The sequence below is a fragment of the Micromonospora sp. NPDC047756 genome (assembly GCF_055587245.1).
In genome coordinates, this window is record NZ_JBVJGQ010000010.1 from 116,465 (window position 1) to 133,085 (window position 16,621).

At 71.7% G+C, this 16,621-nt stretch carries 12 protein-coding genes; all 12 read left to right on the forward strand.

Annotated features, from left to right (window positions below):
• Positions 1-95: 95 nt before the first annotated feature.
• The 12 genes from ACZ6NZ_RS29915 to ACZ6NZ_RS29970 all read left to right on the forward strand — a co-directional run bounded on the left by ACZ6NZ_RS29915 (position 96) and on the right by ACZ6NZ_RS29970 (position 16,483).
• Positions 96-1,148 carry a substrate-binding domain-containing protein gene (locus tag ACZ6NZ_RS29915; RefSeq protein WP_366612018.1) on the forward strand — a complete coding sequence of 351 codons (1,053 nt, stop codon included), beginning with the start codon at positions 96-98 and terminating at the stop codon, positions 1,146-1,148.
• 54 nt (positions 1,149-1,202) lie between these two features.
• The gene (locus tag ACZ6NZ_RS29920; RefSeq protein WP_465861357.1) at positions 1,203-2,378 is read left to right on the forward strand and encodes a Gfo/Idh/MocA family protein; all 1,176 of its coding nucleotides are present in this window, start codon (positions 1,203-1,205) and stop codon (positions 2,376-2,378) included.
• A gap of 646 nt (positions 2,379-3,024) precedes the next feature.
• Complete coding sequence (locus ACZ6NZ_RS29925; RefSeq protein WP_465861214.1) at positions 3,025-4,191, forward strand: inositol-3-phosphate synthase; 1,167 nt, start codon at positions 3,025-3,027, stop codon at positions 4,189-4,191.
• A complete protein-coding gene (locus tag ACZ6NZ_RS29930) occupies positions 4,175-5,134 on the forward strand; it encodes an SCO3242 family prenyltransferase (RefSeq protein WP_465861215.1) in 960 nt (319 codons plus the stop codon). The genes ACZ6NZ_RS29925 and ACZ6NZ_RS29930 overlap by 17 nt, the downstream gene beginning before the upstream one ends.
• A complete protein-coding gene (locus tag ACZ6NZ_RS29935; protein WP_465861216.1) occupies positions 5,131-6,057 on the forward strand; it encodes a sugar phosphate isomerase/epimerase family protein in 927 nt (308 codons plus the stop codon). Before ACZ6NZ_RS29930 ends, ACZ6NZ_RS29935 begins: the two co-directional genes overlap by 4 nt.
• A 20-nt stretch (positions 6,058-6,077) precedes the next feature.
• A complete protein-coding gene (locus ACZ6NZ_RS29940; protein WP_355009792.1) occupies positions 6,078-6,686 on the forward strand; it encodes an EboA domain-containing protein in 609 nt (202 codons plus the stop codon).
• Complete coding sequence (locus ACZ6NZ_RS29945) at positions 6,687-7,544, forward strand: TatD family hydrolase (protein ID WP_366612027.1); 858 nt, start codon at positions 6,687-6,689, stop codon at positions 7,542-7,544.
• The gene (gene eboE / locus ACZ6NZ_RS29950) at positions 7,544-8,743 is read left to right on the forward strand and encodes a metabolite traffic protein EboE (protein ID WP_465861217.1); all 1,200 of its coding nucleotides are present in this window, start codon (positions 7,544-7,546) and stop codon (positions 8,741-8,743) included. Before ACZ6NZ_RS29945 ends, eboE begins: the two co-directional genes overlap by 1 nt.
• Complete coding sequence (locus ACZ6NZ_RS29955) at positions 8,740-10,155, forward strand: alkaline phosphatase family protein (protein WP_465861218.1); 1,416 nt, start codon at positions 8,740-8,742, stop codon at positions 10,153-10,155. Before eboE ends, ACZ6NZ_RS29955 begins: the two co-directional genes overlap by 4 nt.
• The gene (locus ACZ6NZ_RS29960; protein WP_366612032.1) at positions 10,152-11,219 is read left to right on the forward strand and encodes a polyprenyl synthetase family protein; all 1,068 of its coding nucleotides are present in this window, start codon (positions 10,152-10,154) and stop codon (positions 11,217-11,219) included. The genes ACZ6NZ_RS29955 and ACZ6NZ_RS29960 overlap by 4 nt, the downstream gene beginning before the upstream one ends.
• 218 nt (positions 11,220-11,437) lie before the next feature.
• Positions 11,438-14,296, forward strand: a complete 2,859-nt coding sequence (locus tag ACZ6NZ_RS29965; protein WP_465861219.1) for a PQQ-dependent sugar dehydrogenase — start codon at positions 11,438-11,440, stop codon at positions 14,294-14,296.
• A gap of 75 nt (positions 14,297-14,371) precedes the next feature.
• Positions 14,372-16,483 (forward strand): ThuA domain-containing protein, encoded by a 2,112-nt coding sequence (locus ACZ6NZ_RS29970; RefSeq protein ID WP_465861220.1) that lies wholly within the window; start codon positions 14,372-14,374, stop codon positions 16,481-16,483.
• The last annotated feature ends 138 nt before the right edge of the window (positions 16,484-16,621 follow it).

A 16,621-nucleotide genomic window follows, 5' to 3' on the forward strand; every position in this document is an offset into this window, starting at 1 on the left:
ACCGCACCGTTGTCCTGGCGACGTCGAGAACCTTCGACGGTGGCCGGGCCTCGCACACCCTCGATAAGTCACATCCCGCTCCCAGGAGGTCATTCATGACCCAGCACAGTCGCGACCTGTCGCGCCGCCGGTTGCTCTTCGGTGGAGCCGCAGTGGGCGCTGCCACCCTCCTCACTGCCTGCACCAGCAACGAGACCCCGGCCGCCAGCACCCAGACCAAGGCCGCCGGAAACAGTGAGGGCAACAACGCCCCGGGCAAGAAGGTCGTCATCGGCTTCTCCGCCCCGGCCGCCGACCACGGCTGGATGGGCGCGATCCACGCCAACGCCAAGGCCCAGGCCGCGGCCTACTCGGACGTGGAGTTCAAGGAGGTCGACGGTGGGTCGAACTCCGAGGCCCAGCGCTCCACGCTCGGCACCCTGATCGCCCAGAAGCCGGACATCATCGTCGTGCTGCCGCACGACGGCAAGGAGGTCAACGCCGTTGCCCTCCAGGCCATGCAGGCGGGCATCCCGATCGTGAACCTCGACCGGGCGTTCCCCGACGCGCTGGCCTCGCGGCTGGTCATCAAGGGCGACAACTACGGCATGGGCGTGTCGGCCGGTCACTTCATCGGCAAGATGCTCAAGGACAAGGGCGTCGCCAACCCGGTCATCGGTGAGATCGCCGGCCTGGAGATCCCGCTGACCGTCGAGCGCAGCGAAGGCTTCAAGGCCGCCCTCGCGACCTACGGGTTCACGGTGCGCAACCGTCGCTCGGCCGAGTTCACCTCGGACAGCGGCCAGCGTGAGGCCTCGCAGCTGCTCCAGGCGCTGCCGAAGATCGACGCCATCTGGAACCACGACGACGACCAGGGCATCGGTGTGCTCGCGGCCATCAAGCAGGCCAACCGGTCGGAGTTCTTCATGGTCGGCGGCGCGGGCTCCAAGCTCGCGATCGACGCGATCAAGGCCGACAACACCGTGCTGAAGGCCACTGTCACCTACAACCCGTCGATGGCCTCCTCGGCGGTCTCGCTCGCGCGGCTCATCGCGCAGGGTCGGGGCCTGGGCGACCTGACGGAGCTGCAGGTGCCCAAGGAAGTGACCCTGGCCTCGGAGACGATCACCAAGGAGAACGCGAGCAGCTACGACAAGCTCGGGTTCTGACATACCGGGGGGAGACCCACCTTGTCCACGACAGACAAAGAACTGCGGGTCGGCATGGTCGGCTACGCGTTCATGGGCGCCGCGCACTCACAGGCGTGGCGCACCGTGAACCGCGTGTTCGACCTGCCGACGCGGGCCCGGATGGCGTTGATCTGCGGCCGAGACACAGCGAAGGTGGCGGACGCCGCCGACACACTCGGCTGGGACGCGTACACCACCGACTGGCGTGACCTGATCAACCGGGATGACATCGACGTCGTCGACATCTGCACACCGGGCGACAGTCACGCCGAGATCGCTCTCGCCGCATTGGCCGCAGGCAAGCACGTCCTGTGCGAGAAGCCGTTGGCCAACTCGGTGGAGGAGGCACGGGCGATGACCGCTGCGGCGGACGTCGCCCGGGCCGCCGGAGTGCGGTCGATGTGCGGGTTCAACTACCGCCGGGTCCCCGCGGTCACGATGATGCGCCAGTTGGTCGCCGACGGACGGCTCGGGGTGATTCGACACGTCCGTGCCACGTACCTGCAGGACTGGATCGTGGACCCGCAGTTCCCGCTGGTCTGGCGGTTGCAGAAGGACAGGGCGGGCTCCGGCGCGCTCGGTGACATCGGTGCGCACATCATCGACCTGACCCAGTTCGTCACGGGTCAGCGGATCAGCGGCGTCAGCGCGGTCACCGAGACGTTCGTCAAGGAGCGGCCGTTGCCCGCCGAGTCGAGCGGTCTGGCGGCCTCGGTGGACGGCCACGCGGCGCCCACCGGGACGGTCACCGTCGACGACGCCGCGGTCTTCGTGGCGCGACTCGACGGTGGCGCCCTGGCCACGTACGAGGCGAGTCGCTTCGCGACCGGCCGGAAGAACGCGCTGCGCGTCGAGATCAACGGTTCGCTGGGCAGTGTGGTCTTCGACCTGGAGCGGCTCAACGAGCTGGAGTTCTACGACGCGACCCGTCCGGCCGTGGAGCAGGGCTTCAACCGCATCCTGGTGACCGAGGGCGAGCACCCGTACATGTCGGCGTGGTGGCCCCCGGGCCACATCATCGGCTACGAGCACTCGTTCACGCACGAGATGCGCGATTTCATCGAGGCGGTCGCCACCGGTGTCGACCCGACTCCCTCCTTCGCCGACGCGTTGCAGGTCCAGCTGGTGCTGGACGCGGTGGCCCGGTCGGCGGAGCTCGGCTCCTCGTGGGCCGAGGTGGAACCGACGCTGACCGCGGCGGCTGTCTGACCATCGACCATCCGCGACGGCGGTGTCCGCACCGCCATCGCCCGACCGGCTTTCCGGAGCCGACCGGCGAGGGACCAGCCACGGATTGCGCCCCGTGGCCGGGACAGAGGTCGGCTTCGGAGAGCGTGCAGCCGGGCCCCACGGCCCGGTGGCGCACGAGCAGGACGGTCGTCCGGTGCGACCGGACCGGGATTCCCCGGCCGCACCGGAGGACCGCCACCACCGGTGACCTCCGGAGGACCTGAATGACACCGCCCGCCGCCGCCCCCGCCCCTACCGCATCCGCTCGCCGATTCCCGGCGGGTAGTGGTTCGGTCGGTGTTCCGGTGGGCGCGGCGGCCTGAGACGCCCGGCCGGGGCACACCAGTGCCCCGACCGGCCGGATGCGGGGGAGGCAGGGTCGAGACGCCGACCCGACCCTGCCTACCAGCCCCGTCTGCTCGCACCACCCGGGATCCGGTCCGGCGTCGTCGCCGCCGACGCCGACGTCGGAAGCCGGTGCTGTTCCGGTGCGGGGCGAGCGGACGGGGCCCACTCCACCCGGCCCGAAACTTTTCCGAAACCGGGCCGTATCTTTCCGAAACATATTCTGATATTCCTATATTTAGCGGTACCGACGGTTCCTCGGAAATGGGGAAGGAGCACCATGCGAACAGGTGTCTGGCTGGTAGGAGCGCGCGGTTCCGTCGCGACCACCAGCATCGTCGGGGGGCTCGCGCTGCGGGCCGGCCTGGCCGGGCCCACCGGCTGCGTCACCGAGCTTCCCGAGCTGCGCGGCCCGGCCCTGCCGGCCTTCACCGACCTGGTCTTCGGCGGACACGACCTGGCCACCACCCCGCTGTGCAAGCGCGCCGAGGCCCTCGCGGACGCCGGTGTCATCCCCTGGCGGCTGGTCGCCGCGCTCCGCGACGAGCTGGGCGTGGTCGAGCAGGAGCTGCGCCCCGCACCGGTCGGCGACACCCAGGCCGAGCGGGCCGAAGCCGTGGTCCGCGACCTGACCAGCTTCCGCGAGCGGCACGAGCTGGACCGGGTGGTGGTGGTCAACGTCTCCGCCACCGAGCCGGCTCCCCAACCACACCCCGCGCACGCCGACCCGGCCGCGCTCCGCGCCGCCCTCGACGGTCCGGACGAGGTGCTGCCGGTCAGCTCTCTCTACGCGTACGCCGCGGTCCTCGCCGGCTGCCCGTACGTCGACTTCACCCCGTCCACCGGGCTGCGGCTGCCGGCGCTGGCCGCGCTGGCCGAGGAGGCCCGACTGCCGTACGCCGGGCACGACGGCAAGACCGGGGAGACCCTGGTCAAGTCGGTACTCGCGCCGATGTTCGCGATGCGCAACCTGGCGGTGGGCTCCTGGTCCGGGGTCAACCTGCTCGGCGGTGGCGACGGCGCGACCCTCGCCGACCCGGCCGCGAACGCGGCGAAGGTGCAGAGCAAGCAGCGGGTGCTCGGCGAGACGCTGGGCTACGTCCCGCAGGGCGGCACCCGCATCGAGTACGTCGAGGAGCTGGGCGACTTCAAGACCGCCTGGGATCTGATCACCTTCAGCGGATTCCTCGGCACCGGCATGCGGATGGAGTTCACCTGGCACGGTTGCGACTCGGCGCTGGCCGCGCCGCTGGTCCTCGACCTGGCCCGACTCACCGCCGCCGCGCACGCCGCCGGGCAGGTGGGGCCGCTGGCCGACCTGGGCTTCTTCTTCAAGGACCCGTTGGGCACGCCCACCCACTCACTGGGCGAGCAGTGGGCCCGGCTGACCGCCTTCACCCGGCAACTGCACGACGGGAGCGACGGTGATCATGACAACGTTGGCTGATCTCGCCGAGCTGGTCCGGGCGCCGGCCGCGCTCTCGGTGCCCGGCGACGTGATCGCCGGGGCCGCGGCGGCGGGCGCGCTGAGCCCGCGTACCCCCGCCCTGGCCGGCGCGTCGGTGCTGCTCTACTGGGCCGGCATGGCCGCCAACGACTGGTCCGACCGGGGTCTGGACGCCGAGGAACGGCCCGAGCGGCCGATCCCGAGCGGGCGGGTCACGCCGGCCGCCGCGGTCGGTCTCGCGGCGGGCCTCACGGCCGCCGGCGTGGGCCTGGCCGCCGCCGCGGGCGGCCGCCGCGCCGCCGCGCTCGCCGTGCCGCTGGCCGCCACCATCTGGGGGTACGACCTGCTGGCCAAGAACACCGCGGCGGGCCCGGCCGTGATGGCCGCCTGCCGCGGGCTGGACGTGCTGCTCGGCGCGTCCGGTGGCCGGATGAGCCGGGCGTTGCCGGCGGCAGCCACCGTCGCCGCGCACACCTGGACGGTCACCGCGCTGTCCCGCCGCGAGGTCACCGGCGCCGACGCCACCCTGCCGATGCGCACTCTCGCCGGCACCGCGTTGGTCGCCACCAGTGCCGTCGTCGCCGTGCCGGGCGCCCGGCACGCAGCCCGGCGAACCGCGAAGCCCGCCGGGGCCACCGACCGGGCCGAGACCGTCGACGAGACCGGCGGGCGCGCCGGGCGGAGCCGGTCGGCCACGATCGCGGCGCTGCTGCCCGCGGTGCTGGCCGGGTGGTACGCCGCCCGCTACGGCGCGGCCCAGGCCGAGGTTGTGCGGGACCCGTCGGCCGGGCGGGTCCGCGCGGCCGTCGGCGCCGGGATCACCGGGCTGCCGGCCCTCCAGGGAGCGCTCACCGCACGCGGTGGCGCAGGTCTGCTCGGGGTGGCCGTCGCGGCGGCCGCGCCGCTGGGTCGACGGCTGGCCCGGAAGGTCTCCCCGACATGAGCGTTCCCGAGCCACGGCCCGGTGCGCCGGCCGCCGACGCCACCACGCTGCGCCTCGGGTACGGCACCAACGGGTTCGCCAACCACCGCCTCGACGACGCGCTCGCCGTCATCGCCGACCTCGGCTACGACGGGGTGGCGCTCACCCTGGACCATGACCACCTGGACCCGTTCGCGCCCGGGCTCACCCGCCGGGTCGCCGCTGTCGGTCGACGGTTGGAGTCGCTGGGCCTGGCGGTGGTCATCGAGACCGGCGCCCGCTATCTGCTCGACCCGTGGCAGAAGCACGCCCCGACGTTGCTGCACGACGACCCGACCCGGCGGATCGAGTTCCTGCGCCGGGCCGTGCGGATCGGCGCCGACCTGGGCGCGGAGGCGGTCTCGTTCTGGGCCGGTGTCCGACCCGAGTCGGTGTCACCGCAGTGCGCCTGGGACCGGCTGGTGGCCGGCTGCGCCACAGTGGTCGACGCGGCCGACACCGCGGAGGTCACCCTCGGCTTCGAACCGGAGCCGGGCATGCTGGTGCAGGACATCGCCGACTGGCGTCGGCTGCACGCCGCACTGGACAACCCGGCCCGCTTCGGCATCACCCTCGACATCGGTCACTGTCGGTGCCTGGAGCCCTGGCCGGTGCCGCAGTGCGTCGCCGAGGTGGCTGACCACCTGGTCAACGTGCAGATCGACGACATGCGCCGGGGCGTGCACGAGCACCTGGAGTTCGGCGTCGGCGAGATCGACTTTCCGCCGGTGCTGGCCGCGCTGCGCGACGCCGGCTACCGCGGCCTGGTCGCCGTGGAGCTGCCCCGGGACTCGCACGCCGCACCGGCGGTGGCCGGCCGGTCGATCGAGTTCCTGCGGGCCGCCGCACTGGCCGGCCGCACGAAGGACGAACTGCCGGCAGACGTTCCTGGAGTGCCTGCGTAGCAACATGGGGAGGAGACGGGATGACACCGGATTCACTGCGGGCCGCGCTGGGAGGCGTACCCGATCCCGACTGGCTGGACACGGCGCTGCGCCGGGTCACCACCGAGCCCACCGCGATCACCCGGCTCTTTCCCGCCGTCGGCCGCCGCTGCGGGCGGGCCGCGCTGCCCGACGCCCCCGGCTGGACCGCCGACGACGCGGCCCGGGTGCTGCTGCTCACCAGCCTGCCCGGCGAGCACGCGGCGTACGCCGAGCGCCTCTACCAGCACGGTGACGCGGCCGAACGACGAGCAGTGCTGCGCGCCCTGCCGCTGCTGCCGATCGGCGCCGACGCGGTCCCGTTGCTGCACGACGCGATCCGGACCAACGACACCCGGTTGGTCGCCGCCGCGCTCGGCCCCTACGCCCGGCACCTCGACCAGGCCGCCTGGCGGCAGGCGGTGCTCAAGTGCGTGTTCAGCGGCGTACCCCTGGCCGGGGTGGCCGACCTGGACTCCCGGGCCGACAGCGAGCTGACCGCCATGCTCGCCGCGCTGGCCGCGGAACGACACGCCGCCGGCCGTGACCTGCCCGCCGACGCCACCGACCTGCTCGACCGGCTCACCGCCGCACTGCCCCGGGAGGCGTGAATGCGCATCTTCGACCCCCACATCCACATGACCTCACGCACCACCGACGACTACGAACGGATGGCCGCCGCCGGAGTGCGCGCGCTGGTGGAGCCGGCGTTCTGGCTGGGTCAGCCGCGCACCAGCGCCGCCTCGTTCACCGACTACTTCGACTCGCTGATCGGCTGGGAGCCGTTCCGGGCCGCGCAGTTCGGGGTGCGCCACTTCGCCACCATCGCGTTGAACCCCAAGGAGGCCAACGACCCGCGCTGCCGGCCGGTCCTCGACCTGCTGCCCCGCTACCTGGACAAGGACGCGGTGGTGGCGGTCGGCGAGATCGGGTACGACTCGATGACGCCCGAGGAGGACGAGGCGTTCGCGGCGCAGCTCGCCCTCGCGGTGGCGTACGAGCTGCCGGCGCTGGTGCACACCCCGCACCGGGACAAGGCGCGCGGCTGTGAGCGGACGCTCGCCGTGGTCGCCGAGTCCGGCATCGAGGCGGGGCGGGTGGTCGTCGACCACCTCAACGAGGTGACGGTGAAGCTGGTCCGCGACAGTGGCTGCTGGCTGGGTTTCTCCATCTACCCGGACACCAAGATGACGCCGCAGCGGATGGTGGAGTTGCTGCGGGAGTACGGCACGGAACGGATGCTGGTCAACTCGGCAGCCGACTGGGGGCGCTCCGATCCGCTGCTGACCCGAGCCACCGGCGAGGCGATGCTCGCCGCCGGCTTCAGCGACGACGACGTCGACAAGGTGCTGTGGCGAAACCCGGTGGAGTTCTACGGGCAGTCGGGGCGACTCGACCTCAGCGACCTGGACGCCGCCGCCGCCGTCGACCCGCAGACCGGCAACTCGATCCTGCGGGGGGGCAGCTGATGCGGCTGCGACATGCCGGCGGTGAGACCGTCCACCTGGGCTACTGCACCAACGTGCACCCGGCCGAGGACCTCGCCGGGATCCTCGGTCAACTGGACACCTACGCGGTGCCGGTCCGCGAGGCGCTCGGCAGCGACCTGCTCGGGCTCGGCCTGTGGCTGGCCGCCCCGGTCGCCGCCGAGCTGGCCGCCGACCAGACGCTACGCCGCCGGTTGCGCACCGAGCTGGACGCGCGTGGCCTGGAGGTGGTCACCCTCAACGGCTTCCCGTACGCGGCCTTCCAGGCCCCGGTGGTCAAGCAGGACGTGTACCACCCGGACTGGACCACCGAGCAGCGCCTGACCTACACCCTGGACCTGGCCCGGGTCCTCGCCGACCTGCTGCCCGACGACGCCGCCCGGGGTTCGATCTCCACGCTGCCGCTGGCCTGGCGTCAACCGTGGGACACCGATCGGGCGGACGCGGCCCGACGCCGACTGGACCAGCTCGCCGCCGGCCTGGCCGACGTGCAGCGCGACACCGGCCGTGAGGTGCGCGTCGCCTTCGAGCCCGAGCCCGGCTGCGTGGTGGAGAGCACCGGTCAGGCGGCCGCGCTGCTGTCCGGGATGGACACCGAACGGCTGGGTGTCTGCGTCGACCTCGCCCACCTGGCCTGCGCCTGGGAGGAGCCGGCCGAGGCGCTGGACCGACTGCGGGCGGCCGGACTGCCGGTGGTGAAGGTGCAGGTGTCGGCCGCCGTCGAGGCCGCCGACCCGGCCCGCGACGCCGAGGCGTTGCGCCGCTGGGTGGAGCCGCGCTTCCTGCACCAGACCCGGGGCGCCGGTTGCGCCGGTCTGGCCGACCCGGCCGAGCCGACGTACGCGGCCGACGACCTGGACGAGGCGTTGGACCGGGCGCTGCCCGGGCCGTGGCGGGTGCACTACCACGTGCCGCTGCACGCCCCACCCGAGGAGCCGCTCGGCTCGACCCTGCCGGTGCTCCGCGCAGCCCTGAGAGCGCTCTTCGACGGCCCGACCGCCGGCTGCGACCACCTCGACGTCGAGACGTACACCTGGGGGGTGCTGCCGGCCGCACGACGGCCCGGCACCGACGGAGAGCTGGCCGCCGGCATCGCCGCGGAGCTGGCCTTCGCCCGGGACGAACTGGTCGGCCTCGGCCTGACCGCAGAGCGAACCGTGAGCATGGGAGTGACGCGATGAGCCGGCGACTGGTGGTCCTCGACGTGGTGGGGTTGACACCCCGACTACTGGCCCACATGCCTCGACTGCGCGGGGTGGCCGACGGCGGCTTCCGGGCCGAGCTGGGCACCGTGCTGCCCGCCGTGACCTGCTCGGTGCAGTCCACCTTCCTCACCGGCGAACAGCCCAGCGAGCACGGGATCGTCGGCAACGGGTGGTATTTCCGGGAGCTGGGCGAGGTGTTGCTGTGGCGGCAGCACAACGCGCTGGTCGGCGGGGACAAGCTCTGGCAGGCCGCCCGCCGGGCCGAGCCCGGCTACACGGTGGCCAACGTCTGCTGGTGGTACGCCATGGGCGCCGACGTCAACTGGACGGTGACGCCACGCCCGGTCTACTACGCCGACGGGCGCAAGGAACCGGACTGCTACACCGACCCGCCGGAGCTGCACGACGCGCTCACCGGGCGGCTGGGCACCTTCCCGCTGTTCACCTACTGGGGGCCGACCGCCGGGTTGCCGTCGTCGAAGTGGATCTGCGAGGCGGCCGAGCAGATCCTCGCCGACGTGTCACCCGACCTGACCCTGGTCTACGTCCCGCACCTGGACTACGACCTGCAACGTTTCGGCCCCTCGTCGGCCCAGGCGGCCGCGGCGGCAGCCGAGCTGGACGCGGTGCTCGGCCCGCTGCTGGACGCCGCCCGGGCCCGGGACGCCACAGTGGTGGTGCTGTCCGAGTACGGCATCACCGACGTGTCCCGGCCGGTGGACGTCAACCGGTTGCTGCGCGCCGAGGGCCTGTTGCGGGTGCACACCCAGGCGGGCATGGAGTACCTCGACCCCTGGACGTCGAAGGCGTTCGCCGTCGCCGACCACCAGATCGCGCACGTCTACGTCAAGGATCCGGCCGACGTGCCGGCGGTGGCGAAGCTCTGCGCCGGCCTGCCCGGGGTGGCCGAGGTGCTCGACGCCGAGGGCAAGGCCGCGCACGGGCTCGACCATCCGCGCGCCGGTGAGCTGGTGCTGGTGGCCGAGCCGGACGCCTGGTTTACCTACTACTACTGGCTGGACGACGCCAACGCACCGGACTTCGCCCGGCTGGTGGAGATCCACCGCAAGCCCGGCTACGACCCGGCGGAGTTGTTCTTCGACCCGGCCAACCCCGGTGCTGCGAAGGCTCGGGCCGGGGTCGCCCTGGCCCGCAAGAAGCTCGGCATGCGGTACCTGATGAGCGCTGTCGGCCTCGACGCCGGTGCGCAAGCGGTGCGGGGCTCGCACGGGCGGCTGCCGGACGACCCGGCGGACGGCCCGGTGCTGCTCTGCTCCGACCCGACCGCGGCCCGGGACAAGATCGCGGCGACCGAGGTCAAGGCGCTGCTGCTGGAGCTGGCCGGATTAGGCGTCGACGGTGCGAGCGGCTCGGGGGAGCGGACATGACGGTCACCGTCGCGCCTACCGACGCCAGTGAACTGCGGGCACGCTTCGACGCGGAGTTGGCCGGTTTCCTCAGCCGGCAGGGCCCGGACTGGCCGGACGGGGCGCCGCGGGGCGTGTTCACCGCGCTGCAACGGTTCGTGCTGGCCGGTGGCAAGCGGTTACGGCCGCTCTTCTGCTACTGGGGTTGGCGCGGCGCGGGAGCGCCCGACGGCACCCCGATCGTGGTGGCCGCGGCGGCCCTGGAGCTGTTCCACGCGTTCGCGCTGATCCACGACGACATCCTGGACGGCAGCGACCGCCGCCGGGGTGAGCCGTCGGTGCACCGGCTCTTCGCCGACCTGCACGCCCGCTCGTCGTGGCGCGGTGACCCCGAGGCGTACGGCCGCAACACCGCGCTGCTCTGCGGGGACCTCTGCGCGGCCTGGTCGGATCAGATGTTCCACGAGTGCGGTCTGAGCACCGAGCAGGTGCACCGGGGGTACGGCGTGTTCGCGCTGATGCGTACCGAGGTGATCGCGGGGGAGTACCTGGACCTGGTCTCCGGGGTGGGCGACGGCTCGGTGGCCAGCGCGCTCACCGTGATCCGGATGAAGGCAGCCCGGTACACGGTCACCCGGCCGTTGCAGATCGGTGCGGCCCTGGCCGGCGCGGGGCCGGAGCTGATCGCCGCGTTGGGTGAGTTCGGTGACCCGCTGGGTGACGCGTTCCAGCTCCGCGACGACGTCCTGGGCGTCTTCGGTGACCCGGCGGTGACCGGCAAGTCGGTCCTGGACGACCTGCGTGAGGGCAAGCCCACGGTCATGATGGCGCTGGCCCGCAGCGCCGCCGACCGGCCGCAGACCGTCCGGTTGCGGGAGCTGTTCGGCAACCCGGCGTTGGACGCCGAGGGCGCGGCGGAACTGCGCGAGATCATCGAGGCGACCGGCGCGCGGGAGCGGATCGAGCAGATGATCCGGGTCCGGACCGAGGCGGCGCTCGCCGCCCTGCGCAACGCCGTGGTGGCCGACGAGGCCCGCGCGGCCCTGGTTGCGCTGGCCGGGCAGGCGATCGACCGACGCGCCTGACGGGCGACTTTCGATCAAATCGACAAAAGTTGATGCTGAACTGCCGGAAGGTATGGACACATCGACACGTGCGACTTAGTGTCGTGACCAACACGAACATGTTTCGTCAGGGTGAACCGGCGGCGCGGTAACCCATCGACCCCTCACCACCGCTACGGCATCCGGCGCGACGGCGCGCGCCCGGCCTGGCAGTCACACGTCAGGAAGGGACAGCACAGATGTCAATGAAAGACGCTCCCCGACAACGGTCCCGACGATGGTTCTCCGCCGGATCCGCGCTGCTGCTGGCGGTCGCCGCCGGCACCGTCACCGTCGCCGCCGGCTCGGCCCCCGCCCAGGCACACACGATCGTCGCCAGCGACTTCCAGCAGGTCGAGTTGGCTCGCGGCGTGACCGACATGGGTGAGCCGATGTCGCTGGCGGTGCTGCCGGACCGCTCGGTCCTGCACACCGCCCGCAACGGCACCCTGCGCCGTACCGACGCCAACGGCACCACCTCGGTGATCGGCACCGTCTCGGTCTACACGCACGACGAGGAGGGGTTGCAGGGCGTCGGGATCGACCCGGGCTTCGCCAGCAACCGCCAGATCTACCTCTACTACGCCCCGCCGCTCTCCACCCCCGGCGGCGACGCGCCGGCCACCGGCACCGACTTCTCGGCCTTCGACGGCGTCAACCGGCTCTCCCGGTTCACCCTCAACTCGGACTTCACGCTCAACCAGTCCAGCAAGGTCGACGTGCTCGACGTCCCGGCCAGCCGGGGCGTGTGCTGCCACGTCGGCGGTGACATCGACTTCGACGCCGCCGGCAACCTCTACCTGTCCACCGGCGACGACACGAACCCGTTCGAGTCGTCCGGCTACTCGCCCCTGGACGAGCGGACCAACCGCAACCCCGCGTACGACGCGCAGCGCAGCGCCGGCAACACCAACGACCTGCGCGGCAAGATCCTGCGGATCAAGGTGAACGCCAACGGCACGTACTCCATCCCGTCGGGCAACCTCTTCGCCCCCGGCACCGCCAGGACCCGGCCGGAGATCTACGCGATGGGGTTCCGCAACCCGTTCCGGATCAGCGTGGACAAAGCCACCGGCGTGGTCTACGTCGGTGACTACGGGCCGGACGCCGGCTCCACCAGCTCCACCCGCGGACCGTCCGGGCAGGTGGAGTTCAACCGGGTCGCGGCACCGGGCAACTACGGCTGGCCGTACTGCACCGGCACCAACACCAGCACCGAGACGTACAACGAGTTCGACTTCGCGACCAGCGCCAGCGGCGCGAAGTACAACTGCACCGGCGGGCCGACCAACAACTCGTTCCGCAACACCGGCCTGACCACCCTGCCGCCGGCCCAGCCGGCCTGGATCCGGTACGCCGGTGACGCCGGCACCCCGACCGAGTTCGGCGGCGGCTCCGAGTCGCCGATGGGCGGGCCGGTCTACCGGTACAACGCCTCGTCGACCTCCACCACCAAGTTCCCGCAGTCGTTCGACGGGCAGTTCTTCGCCACCGAGTTCGGCCGGGGCTGGATCAAGCCGATCCACGTCAACTCCGACGGCTCCCGGGGCACCATCGACACCTTCCCCTGGGTCGGCAAGCAGGTGATGGACTCGGCGTTCGGCCCGGACGGCGCCTACTACGTCCTCGACTACGGCACCGGTTACTTCAACGGTGACGCCAACTCCGCGCTCTACCGCTTCGACTACGTCGGCGGCGGTAACCGGGCGCCCACCGCGAAGGCCAGCGCCAACCGCACCTCCGGCGCGGCCCCGCTCGCTGTGACCTTCTCCTCGGCCGGCTCGTCCGACCCCGAGGGCGGCACGTTGACCTACGCCTGGGCGTTCGGTGACGGCACCACCTCGACCGCCGCGAACCCGACGAAGACCTACAGCGCCAACGGCACCTACACCGCCACGCTGACCGTGCGGGACCCGCAGGGCGCCACCGGCAGCAGCAGCGTGCAGATCAGCGTCGGCAACACCGCGCCCACCGTCACGATCAACAACCCGGGCAACGGTCAGCTGTTCGGCTTCGGGGACACGGTGCCGTACAGCATCACGGTGACCGACCCGGAGGACGGCACCATCGACTGCACGAAGGTCAAGATGACCTACGTGCTCGGCCACGACCAGCACGGGCACCAGATCACCTCGAAGACCGGCTGCTCCGGCTCGATCACCATCCCGGTCGACGGTGAGCACGACGACGCGGCGAACATCTTCGCGATCTTCGACGCCGAGTACACCGACGCCGGTGGGCTGACCACGCACACCCAACACACGTTGCCGCCGCGGCACCGCCAGGCCGAGTTCTACGGCACCTCGTCGGGGATCAACGTGTTCAGCAAGACCCCGGCCGAGGGTGGCAAGACCGTCGGCGACATCAACAACGGCGACTGGATCGCGTTCCAGCCGTACCGGCTGGGCAACGTGACCTCGTTCAACGCCCGGGTCTCCTCGGCGGGCGCCGGCGGCACCCTCCAGGTGCGGGCCGGCTCGGCCACCGGCACCGTGCTCGGCTCGGCCACGGTCCCGGTGACCGGCGGCTGGGAAATCTTCACCACCGTCACCGGGACGATCAGCAACCCGCCCACCGGCACGACCACGCTCTACCTGACCTTCGCCGGGTCGGGCACCGGGGCGCTCTACGACCTGGACGCCTTCACCTTCGTCACCGGGACGCCCCCGGCCGGTGGGGCCGGGCCGATCAAGGGTCTTGCCGGCAAGTGCCTGGACGTGCGCAACGCCGCCACCGCCGACGGCACGCAGATCCAGATCTACACCTGCAACGGCAGCGCGGCGCAGACCTGGGCCGTGACGCCGAACTCGACAATCAAGTCGTTGGGCAAGTGTCTGGACGTCGCGGCTGCCGGCACCGCCGACGGCACGAAGATCCAGCTCTACACCTGCAACGGGACCGCCGCGCAGAACTGGGTGGCCCAGGCCGACGGCACCCTGCGTAGCCCGGCGTCCGGCAAGTGCCTCGACGTCTCCGGCAACAACTCCGCCGACAGCACCGCGGTCCACCTCTGGACCTGCGTCAGCGGTGCCGCCAACCAAAAGTGGATCCTGCCCTGAGCTGACAGGTGGGGGCCCCTCGGCACGCCTAGTGTGAGGCGAGGGGCCCCTCCTAACCGCAGTTAGGAGAGCGATATGCGCAGACGTCTGCGACCCGTCCTCGGTGCGGCCATGGCCGCACTCGCCGTCATCGCCTGCACCACCCCGGCCACCCCGGCCAGCGCCGCCGACGCCCCGTACGACGTGCTGGTCTTCTCCAAGACCGCCGGTTTCCGGCACGACGCGATCCCGGTCGGCATCCAGACCATCCGGGACCTGGGCGCGGCGAACAACTTCACGGTCACCGCGACCGAGGACGCCGCCGCGTTCACCACCAGCAACCTCAACCAGTACGAGGCCGTCGTCTTCCTCAACACCACCGGCGACGTGCTCAACGCCAGCCAGCAGACCGCCTTCGAGTCGTACATCGGCTCGGGCCGCGGATACGTGGGTGTGCACGCCGCGGCCGACACCGAGTACGACTGGCCGTTCTACGGCAACCTGGTGGGCGCGTTGTTCAACTCGCACCCGGCGATCCAGCAGGCCAACATCAAGGTGGAGGACCGGGGCCACGCGGCGACCGGCCACCTGCCGCAGACCTGGACCCGCACCGACGAGTGGTACAACTACCGGACCAACCCCCGGTCGACCGCGCACGTGCTCGCCACGCTCGACGAGTCGTCGTACTCCGGTGGCGGAATGGGTGCCGACCACCCGCTGAGCTGGTGCAAGAGCTACAACGGTGGTCGGTCCTTCTACACCGGCGCGGGGCACACCCAGGCGTCGTACGCCGAGGCGGGGTTCCGCAACCACCTGCTCGGCGGCATCCGGTACGCCTCCGGCCGGAGCAAGGCCGACTGCCGGCCCGAGACCGGCTACACCCCGCTCTACAACGGCTCGACGGCCGGTTGGTCACAGGCCGGCCCGGGCAGCTTCACCAACACCGACGCCACCCTGACCTCGGTCGGCGGCATGGGGCTGTTCTGGTACAACGCGAAGCAGTTCACCAACTACTCGCTGAAGATGGACTGGAAGCTCGCCGGGGACGACAACTCCGGCATCTTCATCGGTTTCCCGCCGTCGAGTGACCCCTGGTCGGCGATCGACAACGGCTACGAGGTCCAGATCGACGCCACCGACGCGGCGGACCGCACCACCGGGGCGGTCTACACCTTCAAGTCCGCCGACATCGCCGCCCGCGACGCGGCGCTCAACGCGCCGGGGGAGTGGAACACGTACGAGCTGCTGGTCGAGGGGGAACGGCTACAGGTCTTCCTCAACGGGGTGAAGATCAACGACTTCACCAACACCAACCCGGTACGGTCGCTGGCCGGCCACATCGGCATCCAGAACCACGGCACCGGTGACGACGCCTACTTCCGCAACATCCGGATCAAGGAGCTGGGCGGCACCCCGCCGCCGACCGGCAACACCACGATCCAGGCCGAGGCGTTCAGCTCCGCCAACGGGGTCTCCGCGTTCACCAAGGCGGGCGCGAACGGTGGGCAGACCCTCGGCTACATCGAGCCGGGTGACTGGGCCGCGTACAACGGCGTCAACCTGGCCGGGGTCACCTCGTTCACCGCCCGGGTCGTCTCCGGCGGCGCGGGCGGCACCATCCAGGTGCGCACCGGCTCGGCCACCGGCCCGGTGCTCGGCTCGGTGGCGGTGCCCAACACCGGTAGCTGGGACACCTACGCCAACGTCACCACCACGCTGTCCAACGTGCCGTCCAGCACCCAGAACCTCTACCTCACCTTCACCGGTAGCGGCACGGGGCTCTTCGACCTGGACGACTTCACCCTGGTCAAGGGCACGAGCAGCACCGGGGTGGGCCCGATCAAGGGTCTGGCCAGCAAGTGTCTGGACGTGCGCAACGGCGGCACCGCCGACGGCACCCAGATCCAGCTCTACACCTGCAACGGCAGCGCCTCGCAGACCTGGACCGTGACGCCGAACTCGACGATCAGGGCGCTCGGCAAGTGCCTGGACGTCAACGGCAGCGGCACCGCCAACGGCACCAAGATCCAGCTCTGGACCTGCAACGGCAGCGGGGCGCAGAACTGGGCGGCGGCGTCCGACGGCACCCTGCGCAACCCGTCGTCGGGCAAGTGCCTCGACGTCTCCGGCAACAACTCCGCCGACAGCACCCCCGTACACCTCTGGACCTGCCTCAACGCAGCCAACCAGAAGTGGGTCCTGCCCTAACCAGGTAACCCCGGGAGGGGCGCCCGCGGGGGCCGGGGCCCGGCCCCCCCCCCCCCCCCCCCCCCCCCCCCCCCCCCCGCCCGCCCCCCCCCCCCCCCCCCCCCCCCCCCCCCCCCCCCCCCCCCCCCCCCCCCGTAC

Coding starts and splice junctions, on each gene's coding strand:
- ACZ6NZ_RS29935 (WP_465861216.1), top strand. CDS start 5,131: ATGAGCGTTCCCGAGCCACGGCCCGGTGCGCCGGCCGCCGACGCCACC.
- ACZ6NZ_RS29915 (WP_366612018.1), top strand. CDS start 96: ATGACCCAGCACAGTCGCGACCTGTCGCGCCGCCGGTTGCTCTTCGGT.
- ACZ6NZ_RS29965 (WP_465861219.1), top strand. CDS start 11,438: ATGTCAATGAAAGACGCTCCCCGACAACGGTCCCGACGATGGTTCTCC.
- ACZ6NZ_RS29920 (WP_465861357.1), top strand. CDS start 1,203: ATGGTCGGCTACGCGTTCATGGGCGCCGCGCACTCACAGGCGTGGCGC.
- ACZ6NZ_RS29945 (WP_366612027.1), top strand. CDS start 6,687: ATGCGCATCTTCGACCCCCACATCCACATGACCTCACGCACCACCGAC.
- ACZ6NZ_RS29970 (WP_465861220.1), top strand. CDS start 14,372: ATGCGCAGACGTCTGCGACCCGTCCTCGGTGCGGCCATGGCCGCACTC.
- ACZ6NZ_RS29960 (WP_366612032.1), top strand. CDS start 10,152: ATGACGGTCACCGTCGCGCCTACCGACGCCAGTGAACTGCGGGCACGC.
- ACZ6NZ_RS29925 (WP_465861214.1), top strand. CDS start 3,025: ATGCGAACAGGTGTCTGGCTGGTAGGAGCGCGCGGTTCCGTCGCGACC.
- ACZ6NZ_RS29930 (WP_465861215.1), top strand. CDS start 4,175: ATGACAACGTTGGCTGATCTCGCCGAGCTGGTCCGGGCGCCGGCCGCG.
- ACZ6NZ_RS29940 (WP_355009792.1), top strand. CDS start 6,078: ATGACACCGGATTCACTGCGGGCCGCGCTGGGAGGCGTACCCGATCCC.
- ACZ6NZ_RS29955 (WP_465861218.1), top strand. CDS start 8,740: ATGAGCCGGCGACTGGTGGTCCTCGACGTGGTGGGGTTGACACCCCGA.
- eboE (WP_465861217.1), top strand. CDS start 7,544: ATGCGGCTGCGACATGCCGGCGGTGAGACCGTCCACCTGGGCTACTGC.